Annotated in this window: 9 protein-coding genes; 3 read left to right on the top strand and 6 right to left on the bottom strand. The window is 46.7% G+C overall.

The genetic code is table 11. The features are described from left to right. Positions 1-4: 4 nt before the first annotated feature. The 3 genes from JUB15_RS02240 to JUB15_RS02230 all read right to left on the bottom strand — a co-directional run bounded on the left by JUB15_RS02240 (position 5) and on the right by JUB15_RS02230 (position 3,586). Positions 5-769: a succinate dehydrogenase/fumarate reductase iron-sulfur subunit gene (locus JUB15_RS02240; RefSeq protein ID WP_242696163.1), complete on the bottom strand. Its 765-nt coding sequence runs from the start codon at positions 767-769 to the stop codon at positions 5-7. Between the two features lie 31 nt (positions 770-800). Beyond that, a complete protein-coding gene (locus JUB15_RS02235) occupies positions 801-2,792 on the bottom strand; it encodes a fumarate reductase/succinate dehydrogenase flavoprotein subunit (protein ID WP_207510688.1) in 1,992 nt (663 codons plus the stop codon). 83 nt (positions 2,793-2,875) lie between these two features. Further along, complete coding sequence (locus tag JUB15_RS02230) at positions 2,876-3,586, bottom strand: succinate dehydrogenase cytochrome b subunit (protein ID WP_207510687.1); 711 nt, start codon at positions 3,584-3,586, stop codon at positions 2,876-2,878. 466 nt (positions 3,587-4,052) lie between these two features. Between JUB15_RS02230 and accD the strand changes: the two genes are divergently transcribed. The 3 genes from accD (at position 4,053) to JUB15_RS02215 (ending at position 7,044) form a co-directional block, all read left to right on the top strand. Continuing rightward, a complete protein-coding gene (accD, locus tag JUB15_RS02225) occupies positions 4,053-4,964 on the top strand; it encodes an acetyl-CoA carboxylase, carboxyltransferase subunit beta (protein ID WP_207510686.1) in 912 nt (303 codons plus the stop codon). A 161-nt stretch (positions 4,965-5,125) separates the two neighbouring features. Then, positions 5,126-5,563 (top strand): SsrA-binding protein SmpB, encoded by a 438-nt coding sequence (gene smpB, locus JUB15_RS02220; RefSeq protein WP_207510685.1) that lies wholly within the window; start codon positions 5,126-5,128, stop codon positions 5,561-5,563. Positions 5,564-6,060: 497 nt separating this feature from the next. Next, entirely contained in the window at positions 6,061-7,044 is a 984-nt protein-coding gene (locus tag JUB15_RS02215) for a hypothetical protein (RefSeq protein WP_207510684.1), read from the top strand. A 130-nt stretch (positions 7,045-7,174) separates the two neighbouring features. Here the strand turns inward: JUB15_RS02215 and JUB15_RS02210 are convergent, their stop codons facing one another. The 3 genes from JUB15_RS02210 to JUB15_RS02200 form a co-directional block, all read right to left on the bottom strand. After that, positions 7,175-9,700: a DNA gyrase/topoisomerase IV subunit A gene (locus JUB15_RS02210; RefSeq protein WP_207510683.1), complete on the bottom strand. Its 2,526-nt coding sequence runs from the start codon at positions 9,698-9,700 to the stop codon at positions 7,175-7,177. 63 nt (positions 9,701-9,763) lie between these two features. Next, positions 9,764-10,609 carry a DUF1835 domain-containing protein gene (locus JUB15_RS02205; protein WP_207510682.1) on the bottom strand — a complete coding sequence of 282 codons (846 nt, stop codon included), beginning with the start codon at positions 10,607-10,609 and terminating at the stop codon, positions 9,764-9,766. Positions 10,610-10,789: 180 nt separating this feature from the next. Beyond that, complete coding sequence (locus tag JUB15_RS02200) at positions 10,790-12,694, bottom strand: DNA topoisomerase IV subunit B (protein ID WP_207510681.1); 1,905 nt, start codon at positions 12,692-12,694, stop codon at positions 10,790-10,792. Between the last annotated feature and the right edge of the window lie 418 nt (positions 12,695-13,112).

Here is a 13,112-nt window from a genome sequence, read left to right as displayed (position 1 = left end):
AAAACTACTTGTCGACGGTCATGCCGGCAGCAAGATATTCCTTGTTGAGGCGCGAAATATTCGTTACAGAGATCTCTTTCGGACAAACGGCTTCACAGGCTTCTGTAAAGGTGCAGGAACCAAATCCTTCCTTATCCATTTGCTGAACCATGTTCAGCACACGGCTCTTGCGCTCCGGTTCGCCCTGTGGCAGTAATGCCAGGTGCGATACCTTGGCCGACAGGAACAACATGGCCGAGCTGTTCTTACAGGCCGCCACGCAGGCGCCGCAGCCTATACAGGCAGCAGCAGCGAAAGCGGCGTCGGCCTTATCTTTTTCGATGGGCATGGCGTTGGCGTCAACGGCATTCCCGGTATTTGCTGAGATATATCCACCAGCCTGTATTATGCGATCGAATGCTGTACGGTCAACTACCAGGTCTTTTAAGACGGGGAAAGAATTGGCGCGCCAGGGCTCCACTACGATGGTATCGCCATCTTTGTAAGCACGCATGTGCAACTGGCAGGTTGTATTGGCATGCCAGGGACCATGAGGACGGCCATTAATATACATGGAGCACATACCGCAAATACCTTCGCGGCAATCGTGGTCAAATGCAATTGGGTCTTTTCCTTCTTTGATCAGTCGCTCATTCAACACATCAAACATTTCCAAAAATGACATTTCAGAGGAGATATCACTTACCTGATAAGTCTCAAACCGGCCCTTATCGTTGCTGTTCTTTTGTCTCCAGACTTTCAGCGTAAGATTCATTGTATAATGCTCCATTATAATCGTGTTAATTTGAAAATTTGTGAATTTATTTATAGCTGCGCTGAGTTGGTTTTGCTACTTCAAAGATCAACTCTTCCTTGTGTAACTGCCATTCGCTTTCGCCTTTGAACTCCCAGGCAGCTACATAACTGTATAAGGCATCTTTACGATCTGCTTCCCCTTCTTCGGTTTGCGATTCTTCGCGGAAGTGACCGCCGCAGCTTTCATTACGGTTCAGGGCATCTTTACACATCAGTTCGCCCAGCTCAATGAAATCAGCTACCCGGTTGGCTTTGTCAAGCTCAGGGTTCATTTCATTGATGCCGCCGGGAATGCGCAGATCGCTCCAGAACTCTTTTTTCAGTTGTTGTATTTCTTTGATGGCTTCCTGCAAACCCTGCTCGTTACGGGCCATTCCGCATTTATCCCACATGATCTTGCCCAGGCGTTTATGGAAGCTTTCCACTGATTGCGTTCCTTTAATGCTCATCAGCTTTTCAATACGGTCGCGTACATCTTTCTCGGCCTGTACGAAGGCAGGATGATCGGTAGAGATCGCCGAGGTGCGGATTTCATCGGCCAGGTAGTTACCAATGGTGTAAGGAATTACAAAGTATCCATCGGCCAAACCCTGCATGAGGGCTGAAGCTCCGAGGCGGTTAGCGCCGTGGTCGCTGAAGTTGGCCTCACCCAGTGCATACAAACCGGGCACCGTGGTCATCAGTTCATAGTCGACCCACAAACCACCCATGGTATAGTGCACGGCGGGGTAAATACGCATGGGCACTTCATAAGGGTTCTCACCGGTAATCTTTTCGTACATATCGAACAGGTTACCGTATTTCTCTTTTACTACATCTACGCCATGCTGGCGGATCACTTCTTTGGAAGGGTTGGTAATGCCCAGCTTGCCGCATTCTATTTTGCCATAACGTTCGATGGCGGCAGCATAGTCGAGGTACACCGCCTGTTTGGATGAACCTACGCCATAACCGGCATCGCAACGCTCTTTGGCAGCGCGGCTGGCCACGTCGCGTGGTACCAGGTTACCGAATGCGGGGTATCTTCTTTCGAGGTAATAATCTCTTTCTTCTTCAGGAATTTCGCTGGGTTTGCGGTTATCGCCCTTCTTTTTGGGTACCCAGATGCGGCCGTCGTTACGCAGCGACTCCGACATCAGGGTCAGTTTCGACTGGTGATCACCGCTCACGGGAATACAGGTGGGGTGGATCTGCGTAAAGCACGGGTTTCCGAAATAAGCGCCTTTGCGGTGTGCTTTCCAGGCAGCAGTTACATTGCTACCCATGGCATTGGTACTTAAATAGAAGACGTTGCCATAACCGCCGGAACATAACAATACGGCATGGCCGAAATGTCTTTCCAGTTCACCGGTAATGAGGTTACGCACGATGACACCGCGGCATTTTTCTTCGCCGGTCTTTTCATCTTTGATCTTTACGATCTCGAGCATCTCATGGCGGGTATACATGGCTACGTTACCGAGGGCAACCTGGCGTTCGAGGGCCTGGTATGCACCAATCAGTAACTGCTGGCCTGTTTGGCCGGCCGCATAGAATGTACGTTGTACCTGTGTTCCACCGAATGAACGGTTGCTGAGCAGGCCACCATATTCACGGGCGAAAGGCACGCCCTGCGCCACACACTGGTCAATGATATTGGCGCTCACTTCGGCCAGGCGGTGTACATTGGCCTCACGGGCGCGATAGTCACCACCTTTGATCGTATCGTAGAACAAACGGAAAACGGAGTCACCGTCGTTTTGATAGTTCTTTGCAGCGTTAATACCACCCTGTGCAGCGATGGAGTGTGCACGGCGGGGTGAGTCCTGAAAACAAAATGCTTTTACTTTATATCCCAGTTCGCCTAATGAAGCGGCAGCAGAAGCGCCGGCCAGCCCGGTTCCAATGATGATCACTTCCAGCTTGCGTTTATTGGCGGGGTTTACCAGTTTGCAATGTCCCTTATACTCTGTCCACTTATGCTCTAACTGCCCGGCGGGAATTTTTGAATTAAGCATATCTCGAAAGTTTCTTATTTTTTTAATGTCGTGAATGTGGAAAATGCCAGTTCCGCCCGTGTGTGCAGGCGGTGTTGTTGATGTTATTTGGTCACCCAGTCAAAATAAAAGCTAATAGGCATCAATGCAAAGATGGTGGGAACGATGATTGAAAAACCCACGCCCACACTTTTTATCAGCGCCATCCATTTTTTATTGTGCACACCCACGCTTCTGAAAGAGCTCTGGAAACCATGCAGCAGGTGCCATGCCAGGGAAAAACAACCCAGCAGGTATAAAACCACCACAATAGGGTTATGAAACACATCTACCATCTTGCTGAACACGTCGTGCATCTCACGGCCATTATAAGATACTTGATTCAATGTTGTTTCGTATGTTATACGGGAAGGAACCCAGAAGTGAGAGATATGAACGATGAGGAAGAGTAAGATCAACGTACCCAGTAAGCCCATTGATTTTTTGTACCAGGCGCTTCCTTTGCTGCCCATGCTTACGGCGTAGCCCTGTTTGCGGCGGGCCCTGTTTTGTGCTTCGAGCATATAACCCTGTACGATGTGAGCGAGAATTCCAATGAAGAGACCGATCTCCATTAAACGGATCACATAGGATGCACCCATAAAATGAGCGGCTTTGTTGAACATTTCACCGTTGTCGGTATCATCATAAATGTCTGCAAAAACACAGGCGTTGATCCCAACGTGTACGATCAGAAAGGAGATCAGGAACAATCCGGTAAATGCCATTACTAACTTTTTACCTACCGAAGACGTGAAGAACTCAGACCATTTCATGCGAAAATGAATTAAATGCGATTTTAAGGCCACACTGTAAGCCTGCCAGCAAACAGTGATCGCGCCCGGCAAAAATTTCATTGCCCTTTATCTATAATGAAATTTGCCATGGACGATTCATCTTAAAAAATGTTAAGGGCACAGGTAATTATTTATTCCACCAAGGACGATAAATAGGCACCTGTATTGAATAAGATAGGTTAAAGAACAAAGAGCTTTTTAAAATTCTTCGCTGAATACAGCCATCAAATTTGCCGCAAATTTAACGCAGCAAGGTTAAAAATCAACATCCTGTTAAAATTTTCCTGTAAAAGGCGGCAAAGTTTAACAGCCCTTAAATAACGGAAGAAATGATTTTTTATCGTATATACTACTTATGTGCTTTGTACGTTCTGGTGATGTAAAAGCTTGAGTTTCGGGACTCATTTTGTTAAAATCCCTATCTTAGCCCCTTTAAATCTAGTTAATGAAACAGGAAGAGGATTTTGAAGCCAACTTAGCAGGTGAAGATGGTCAGGGTGAAGAGGCCAAAAGAAGCTGGTTCAAACGCATTAAGAAAGGCATCCTTACCAGTACTGCTGAAAAAAAAGAAACACCGGAAGGTTTATGGAGCAAATGCCCTGAATGCGGTTATATATGTACTATGACCGAACTTCGGGAGAACTTATTTGTTTGCCCCAAATGCAATCACCACCACCGCATCGGCAGCGCCGAATATTTTGAAATCATTTTCGACGACAATAAGTACGACGTACTGTTCGAGAACATACGATCGAAAGATTTCCTGCACTTTACCGACCTGAAGTCGTATGGAAAAAGGCTTGAGGAGATCTGGTCGAAAACCGATATCACCGATTCCATTCGGATTGGCAAAGGCACTGTCAAAGGCCTGCACCTGATGATGGGTTGTATGGACTTTGAATTCATCGGCGGGTCACTCGGCAGTGTAATGGGCGAACGCATCGCCCGCGCCATTGATGTTTGCCTCGAGGAAAACATACCCCTGATGATCATTTGTAAATCAGGAGGCGCGCGCATGATGGAGAGCGCATTCTCCCTGATGCAGCTGGCCAAGGTATCGGGCAAACTGTCGCAGTTAACAGATGCAAAAATTCCTTATATCTCTTTACAGACCGATCCTTCATTTGGTGGTATTTCGGCATCGTTTGGGATGCTCGGTGATCTGAATATTGCCGAACCAGGCGCCCTCATCGGCTTTGCCGGTCCGCGGGTAATTAAGGAAACCATCAAAAAAGACCTGCCGGAAGGTTTTCAGCGAAGCGAATTCTTACTGGAGCATGGCTTCCTGGATTTCATTGTTCCGCGCAAGGAATTGAAAGAGAAATTAGCTACTGTGCTGTCTTTGTTTAAAAACTAATAAACGAATATTTCTGATTTCGGGATCTTGAGAGCTGCCTGCTGTGCCTTCGCGAAGCTACGGCGAAGCAAGACCGGCAGGCAGTTTTTCGGGATTTTCTTACATTTGAACTTTCCGACAGATCTCAAAATCTCAAAATCACTAAATCCCGCAATTTCTTCATGTCGGAGATCAGGAACCGCTCGGCTTACCACGATTATTTCATCGAAGATAAATACGATGCGGGCATGGTATTGCTTGGAACGGAAGTGAAATCACTGCGCGACGGACGCGCCAGCTTTAACGACAGCTACTGCTATTTTCATAAAGGCGAGTTGTGGATCAAAAGCCTGCATATTGCCGAATACTCGCACGGCACGGTAAACAACCATGACCCGGTGCGGGAAAGAAAATTGCTGCTTACAAAAAGAGAATTGCGAAAACTGGAGTCGAAGATCAGGGAAAAAGGCTTTTCTATCGTTCCACTGCGCATCTTCTTCAGCAGCAAAGGACTTGTAAAAATGGAGATCGGCCTCGGAAAGGGTAAAAAGCAATACGACAAACGCGAAACGATCAAACAACGGGATACGGAACGGGAAATGAAACGATACCTGAAATAATGTGATAATGAGATAATGTGATAATGTGATAATGTGATAATGTGATAATGTGATAATGTGATAATGTGATAATGTGATAATGTGATAATGTGATAATGTGATAATGAATACAGGCAGGGAAAGCTTCGCTTGAATTTCGGATTAAAAAGGACTTCCCCGAATTAGGGCATTATCAAATTATCGAATTATCACATCATCAAATTACTTGACCGTGTAAAAGTAAGCCCTACGCCTTGATTTTTACCCTTTTACCATTCGCCTTACCTATTAAAGAAATTTATTTTCCACAGAGTCTGCCAATTACTCTGAGATATGGAAACTGCGATATATTTTTGTGCCTGCCGTACCTCCATCCCTTGAAAAACACCCACCCGGAAACAAGCCATAGGCCGTTAAGAAAATCGTTAAGTACTCCCTACTGGTTAACTTAACGGATCGTATGTATTAGGAAATTTGCTATTTATTGCTTGGCTTGATTTTTCTACTTAAATTAACATATGCTACGTTTTATTTTAGTTCTCTCATTATTAGTTATCGGAAGGTTTGCATTTTCCCAATCCATATCGGGTTCCTGGTTTGGTAAGGCAGACGTAGTGGTGCAGGGCGTGTACAATAACTATCTCACCGAACTGGTCTTAAAACAAAAAGGCAATCAAGTAGAAGGTGTTTTTGGCTACTATTTCAAAGATACATACCAAAGCTTTTTTGTTCGCGGCACATACAACAAGGAAACCCGGGCTGTAAAGATCAAGAATTTGCCCATGATCTTCTATGGCAGCAAATCTACCGTAAACGGAGCGGAATGTTTGATGGATTTTGAAGGCACGTTGCGGGTAAGTAAGGTCAAAAGCTCCATGAACGGGTCGTTTGTTACTATTGACAGATACAAGTACACCTGCCCTGAAATGCGGGTGAGCTTTAACCTCGATGTAGCCACCAAAAACCTTGACAGTCTGCTGGGCAGCACCATTGTTGGCAAACGCTTCTGGATGCCGCAGCGCGAAGATGTGGTTGTAAAGGCCAGTACCCCCACGGTGAACGGCAGTCCTACCGCAACGACCATTGCGCCGGCTAAGATCACCGACAGCGCCCTTGAATACAACGAGCGCAACCTGTTAGCGCAGTTCACCCGCAGACAGATCGTTTATATAAAAGACCTCGAAATAGCCAGTGATTCCATTCGCGTAAGCCTGTATGACAATGGTGAAATTGATGGCGATACCGTTACCGTTTTCCTGAATGGCAAGCCGGTTATAACTCACCAGGAGCTCACCGCCCGGGCCACGAATATTTACCTTACGCTCGACAATAGCAAGGATGTAAATGAAGTGAGCCTGTTTGCCGAGAACCTGGGCCGCATTCCACCCAATACTGCATTAATGGTGGTTACCGATGGTATTTCCCGGTTCGAAGTGTTCCTTTCAAGTACTTACACGCAGAATGCCACGGTACGCATCAAAAAACGAATATCGCGACACTAGGAATACACAATTAGCTAATGTGATAATCAGCTGATGCGAGAATTGAATACAAAAGCCCCGATGGTAACCGTCGGGGCTTTTGCTTTTAAAAGTGTGCCACACCCGGGAGGTGCGGCACACTTAGATCTTATCAGAACAATTCCGGTTGCTCCGGATCTTCTTTCTGCTCTTTCATGACCCATTCAAATTCGGTGCTCTTGCTGAAATCGGCCAGTTTGGTACCTACCGCCTTCCAGCCCATTACCTCTACCATATCGGCGATCTTGATCTTCTGGGTGCGAACCTGCGCCCCCCTGCCCGTTTTTATTTGAACGATAGGCTCGGGATGTGTGGTCACGGCTTCCAGGTAATTGCCATCACCTTCCTTAATAAGCATAAACTTGTTGCGCAAGGTAGTGGTCTCGATCTTGAACCGTTTTACGTTGAACTGTTGTTTGTCATTATCCAGGTAAATGGCGGTCAGGACCTTTTCAGGATCGAATTTTTCGATCTCGATCACTTTCTCGATATCGAATTTCTGGGTCAGTTCCTGGTCGGTGATCTCGTAGTTACCGTCGCTGTACACCACCAGGATCTTATCTTCCGGCTGGAAGCTGCCCAGGTACTCCCCTTTCGATTCTGTATTCAAACGGCCGAACTGATCGTCGAACCACAACTTTTTACCGCCGAGCGTTGACTTACCGGCTTCTTTGAATTTAACCGATTTAACCCTGAACTTGGTTACCTGGTTACCCAGGCTTTGGCGGCTCTTGATCTCCAGTTCTTCGAAATAGAAATCAAACTCTTTCTTCCGGGCTGTACTGTTAGGATCCAATGTCACTCTTACTACTTCCGCTTCGCCATTGGGGTTGGCACTGAAGTAATGTACTTTAGACTTTTCAGATCCTTTATTGGTAAGGTCGTATTCTTTATCGCGGGTAATACCGGTTACATTAAAGCGTTTGGCGTAAGTGATGCCGGTCTTGGAATCTACATACATCATATTGTATGTAGTACGCTCATCGTTCTTCTGAAAAACAGCAACGTGAATGATATCCTTGCCGATAAAGGCTTTTTCAGACACCTTCACGATCTTCATCTTACCCGACTTCGTAAAAGCAATGATATCATCGAGTGAAGAACAATCCACCACAAACTCATCCTTCTTTAAACCGCTTCCTACGAAACCATCGGCCCTGTTCACATACAGTTTGGTATTGGCGATGGCTACCTGCTTGGCCTGAATGGCTTCAAACAGTTTGATCTCTGTTTTGCGCTCGCGGCCTTTGCCATACTTTTGCAATAAGCCTTCGTAATAAGCTACGGCAAAATCAACCAGGTTGTTCAGGTCGTGTTTTACCTGCTTAATGTCTTTATCAAGTCCTTTGATCTGCTCGTTCAGTTCCTCTATATCGAGCTTGTAAATGCGGCGTACCGGCTTTTCCGTAAGCTTTACGATATCTTCGCGGGTAATATCACGGCGAAGCTGTTTGCGATACGGTTTGAAGGCTTCGGTAATACCATCCAATACCTTTTCCCAGGTTGAATAGCGCTTTTCCAGCTCCTTATAGATCTTCTCTTCGAAGAATATTTTTTCCAGTGAGGTGTAATGCCATTTTTCCTGCAGTTCGGCCAGTTTGATCTCCAGCTCGCGTTTCAGCAGGTCCTTGGTCTTTTCGGTTGAAATGCGCAGCAGTTCATGTACACTGATGAAGGTTGGCTTTTGGTCAACGATCACACAGGCGTTCGGCGAAATGCTTACTTCACAATCGGTGAACGCATACAGCGCATCGATGGTAATATCGGGTGAGATACCGGGCGCCAGATCGATCAGCACCTCCACCTCGGCGGCGGTGTTATCGGTTACCTTTTTGATCTTGATCTTGCCCTGCTCATTGGCCTTAACGATGGAATCCATCAACTGGGTGGTGGTAACCCCGTATGGAACGTCGCGAATGGCCAGCGTTTTCTTATCAACTTCTTCAATATGGGCCCGCACCCGCACTTTACCGCCGCGTTTACCTTCATTGTAGTTGGTAACGTCGATCATACCTGCTGTTTGAAAATCGGGATACAACTCGAATTTCTTTCCCCGCAGGTATTTGATGGCGGCTTCTATCAGTTCACAAAAGTTGTGTGGCAATATTTTGGTAGCCAAACCCACTGCGATGCCTTCGGCGCCATGCGCCAGCAGTAAGGGAAATTTCATGGGCAGTGTTACCGGTTCGTTCTTACGACCGTCGTAGCTTACCGCCCAGTCGGTGGTTTTGGCATTAAAGGCAACTTCCAACGCAAAGCGGCTGAGGCGGGCTTCGATGTAACGCGGGGCAGCTGCTTCGTCGCCCGTACGCACGTCGCCCCAGTTACCCTGGGTTTCAATCAGCAGGTCTTTTTGCCCCATGTTCACCAGTGCATCGCCGATACTGGCGTCGCCATGCGGGTGGTATTGCATACTCTGCCCAATGATGTTGGCCACTTTGTTGAAACGGCCATCATCCATTTCTTTCATAGCGTAGAGGATCCGGCGTTGCACGGGTTTCAATCCGTCTTCAACAGCCGGCACGGCTCTTTCAAGGATCACATACGAAGCATAATCCAGGAACCAGTTCTTATACTGGCCGGTTACCCCGGAATCGTTGTGTTGCTGTAAAAAACTATTGTCTTTGCTTTTTGCCATAATATGTTCGCTGATACAGTTGTTTCAAATTCTTGCTAAACGATATAATCCCCTTCTTCCCTATCATTGCGGCGCTTCTTCCGTTACCGCTGCCGGCTGGGCCGACTTGGCTTTCACCTCAAAATCCTTCATGCCTTTCAACTCGCCCTGTACGTCATAATTTCCACTTGCCAGCAATTGTTTCAGGCGCCATAGAATATAGGCGTCGCCGGTAGTATGTTTACTCTTGTTCAGGAAATTATGAATGATCTTACTCGCTTTCTGCCAATCGTTGGTAATGAACTTCTTCAGGTCCTCGTCGTAAAAATCGTAATCCTTTTGGGCCAGTTTCTTTCCGCCTTCCAGCAAACGAACGCCTTTGTCTTCGTTTTGTAAACGCGTCCACTCATCGGGATCTACTTCAAACTCACTCAGCGTTATGGGACGGGCCAGTTTTTTGGCCTTCAGGAATTCTTTGGGCGGGATCTGGCTCAGCCATTCGGGATAAAAGATCAATCCCTTTTCATTGATAAAGGGCAGGTTGTTCAAATAAAGGATGAACAATCTTCCCTGAAAATCCTTTAGCTGGCTCATCAGCCAGTAGTAACCGCTTACATCGTGTTTGTTCTGGGCTGCCCAGATGTACACTTTCTCATCGGGCGTGCGGGCCAGTTCCACAATGAGATCAACAACGGTTTTCATATCATCTACCTCACCTGCATCTGCTTTACCGTCGTAATCGCCACCGGCCAGCACTTCACGCCACCATTGTTTACGGGCTTCAATGCCTTCTTCGGTGTATATATCTTTTATGGGACCAACCGCATAATCGTCCTTTATCTGGATCACCTCGCCCTGTAATGTTTCATCGAGCTCGATCGCTTTCTTCAGGACTTCTACGTCTGGTTCATTAAAAACTATATGGATCATTTACATATAACTTTATTCTTTCTATAAAAAAATGGCCTGGTTAACTGTTTTTGCGTTGCAAGTTCCATGATGCAGGGTCACCGGTTGCCAGTTACCGGTTGCCGGGCCTTGAATGTCGATTATTGTACCAATAATCGGGCTCTCTTTAACGGGGTAACCGGGACCTGGTAACCGGTAACTTTATTTCTTCTCCTCGGTTTCTTCCACCAGGTCAAGCTCAACCCGCAGGTTATCGATGATAAACTCCTGGCGCTCCTGGGTGTTCTTACCCATATAGTATTCCAGCAATTGCTGAACGTGTTCTCCCTGCTCGATGATCACCGGCTGCTTACGCATTTCCGGACCAATAAAACGGGCAAATTCTTCCGGCGAAATTTCACCCAATCCTTTAAAACGGGTGATCTCTGGTTTACCGCCCAGCTTTTTTATAGCCGCCTGTTTTTCCGCTTCATCATAGCAATAGAAGGTCTGCTTTTTATCGCGTACGCGGAAGAGCGGTGTTTCCAGAATGTATACGTGACCGTTCTTTACCAGGTCGGGGAAGAACTGCAGGAAGAAGGTCATCATCAATAACCGGATGTGCATACCATCCACATCGGCATCCGTGGCGATGATGATGTTGTTATAGCGCAATCCTTCATAGCCTTCTTCAATATTCAAAGCGTGCTGCAGCAGGTTGAACTCTTCATTTTCATACACCACTTTCTTGGTGAGTGAAAAACAGTTCAACGGTTTACCGCGCAGGCTGAATACCGCCTGGGTTTCCACATTACGTGATTTGGTAATGGATCCACTGGCCGAATCACCCTCGGTAATAAAGATGGTGCTTTCTTTGGCCTTTTCCATGATCATTTCCTTGTCACGGCCTGTAGGCTCATCGTTCAGGTGGTAGCGGCAATCGCGCAATTTGCGATTGTGCAGGTTGGCTTTTTTAGCGCGTTCGTTGGCCAGCTTCTTGATACCGGCCAGCTCTTTACGTTCCCGTTCGCTTTGCTCGATGCGCTTTTTCATGGCATCAGCTACTGCAGGATTACGGTGCAGGTAATTATCCAGCTCTTTCGACATGAAATCGCCCACGAAGTTGCGCATGGAAGGACCGCCTTCATACACTACCTGTGAACCGAGTTTGGTCTTTGTTTGCGATTCAAAAACCGGCTCCTGTACACGCACCGATACTGCGGCGCAAATGCTGGCCCTGATATCGGCCGCATCATAATCTTTTTTATAGAAGTCACGCAGGGTCTTTACCACCGCCTCGCGGAAGGCCGCCAGGTGGGTTCCGCCCTGGGTTGTATACTGACCGTTTACAAATGAGTAATATTCTTCGCCATACTGGTTCTCGTGGGTAAGAGCCACCTCAATATCATCACCCTTGAGGTGAATGATGGGATAGCGCAGTTCATCTTCGTTCGTTTTGCGCTGTAACAGATCGAGCAGACCGTTCTTACTAACGTACTTCTTGCCGTTGAAGTTAATTACCAAACCGGCATTCAGGTAACAATAGTTCCACAGCTGGCTGTCGAGATACTCATGAATATAATGGAAGTTCTTGAATACAGTTTCATCAGGGATGAAAGTGACAAGAGTGCCGTTGCTCTCTGATGTTTTATTCTCCTTGTGATCTTTTGTAAGCACACCGCGTTCAAATTCGGCTGTTTTTTCCCTGCCTTCGCGGTAAGCGGTCACTTTAAAATAGGTACTGAGGGCGTTCACGGCTTTGGTACCCACCCCATTCAAACCTACGCTCTTCTGAAACGCCTTGCTGTCGTATTTGGCGCCGGTATTGATCTTGCTCACCACTTCCACCACTTTACCGAGGGGAATACCCCGGCCGTAGTCACGTACGGTAACCGATTTTTCATTAATGGTAATATCAATCTGTTTACCATAACCCATGGTATATTCGTCGATACAGTTATCGATCACTTCCTTGATCAACACGTAAATACCGTCATCGGGACTGGAACCATCGCCCAGCTTACCGATATACATACCCGGACGCAGGCGAATGTGTTCGCGCCAATCGAGCGATCGAATCGAGTCTTCGGTATAATCAAACAAGTCGTTTTTTTCTGTTTTTGCCATGTTTATACGGATTCTTCTATGTTCTGAGTTTTGAGTATTGCTGAGTCCTATAACTCAAATGTGAGTTTTCTATTATATCATCAGCTACAGTACTGCCAGCACCTTTGGTTGTGTCACTCATTGCTGCGTTCTGTTCGCTATTCGGCCCGTTCTGCGCCACATCTCAACTGGTCACCAGTTTATATATTACTCATTTCCATCCTATTATGATACACATCCGGCACATCCGGCACAGCCGCTCCCTGTGTGCAAATCGTACACCAAAAAAGCCTAAACCGGGCAAATATAGCCAAATGAGGAATACCGTTTTTTTACAGACTTATTAACTAATGTGGAAAAAGGCTTGTTTGTGACTAAAATTCCCTGAAAACCATGAATATGCGTGTTTCCATGCGGAAAACCCCTGATTCAACCGCAT

The organism is Longitalea luteola (assembly GCF_017356035.1).
Classification (GTDB): Bacteria; Bacteroidota; Bacteroidia; order Chitinophagales; family Chitinophagaceae; genus Niastella; species Niastella luteola.
This window is presented reverse-complemented; position numbering and strand designations above follow the sequence as displayed.

What these genes read in the sequence shown, in the direction of transcription:
- JUB15_RS02240 (WP_242696163.1), bottom strand. Translation starts at nt 769, where the DNA reads ATGGAGCATTATACAATGAATCTTACGCTGAAAGTCTGGAGACAAAAG.
- JUB15_RS02235 (WP_207510688.1), bottom strand. Translation starts at nt 2,792, where the DNA reads ATGCTTAATTCAAAAATTCCCGCCGGGCAGTTAGAGCATAAGTGGACA.
- JUB15_RS02230 (WP_207510687.1), bottom strand. Translation starts at nt 3,586, where the DNA reads ATGAAATGGTCTGAGTTCTTCACGTCTTCGGTAGGTAAAAAGTTAGTA.
- accD (WP_207510686.1), top strand. Translation starts at nt 4,053, where the DNA reads ATGAAACAGGAAGAGGATTTTGAAGCCAACTTAGCAGGTGAAGATGGT.
- smpB (WP_207510685.1), top strand. Translation starts at nt 5,126, where the DNA reads ATGTCGGAGATCAGGAACCGCTCGGCTTACCACGATTATTTCATCGAA.
- JUB15_RS02215 (WP_207510684.1), top strand. Translation starts at nt 6,061, where the DNA reads ATGCTACGTTTTATTTTAGTTCTCTCATTATTAGTTATCGGAAGGTTT.
- JUB15_RS02210 (WP_207510683.1), bottom strand. Translation starts at nt 9,700, where the DNA reads ATGGCAAAAAGCAAAGACAATAGTTTTTTACAGCAACACAACGATTCC.
- JUB15_RS02205 (WP_207510682.1), bottom strand. Translation starts at nt 10,609, where the DNA reads ATGATCCATATAGTTTTTAATGAACCAGACGTAGAAGTCCTGAAGAAA.
- JUB15_RS02200 (WP_207510681.1), bottom strand. Translation starts at nt 12,694, where the DNA reads ATGGCAAAAACAGAAAAAAACGACTTGTTTGATTATACCGAAGACTCG.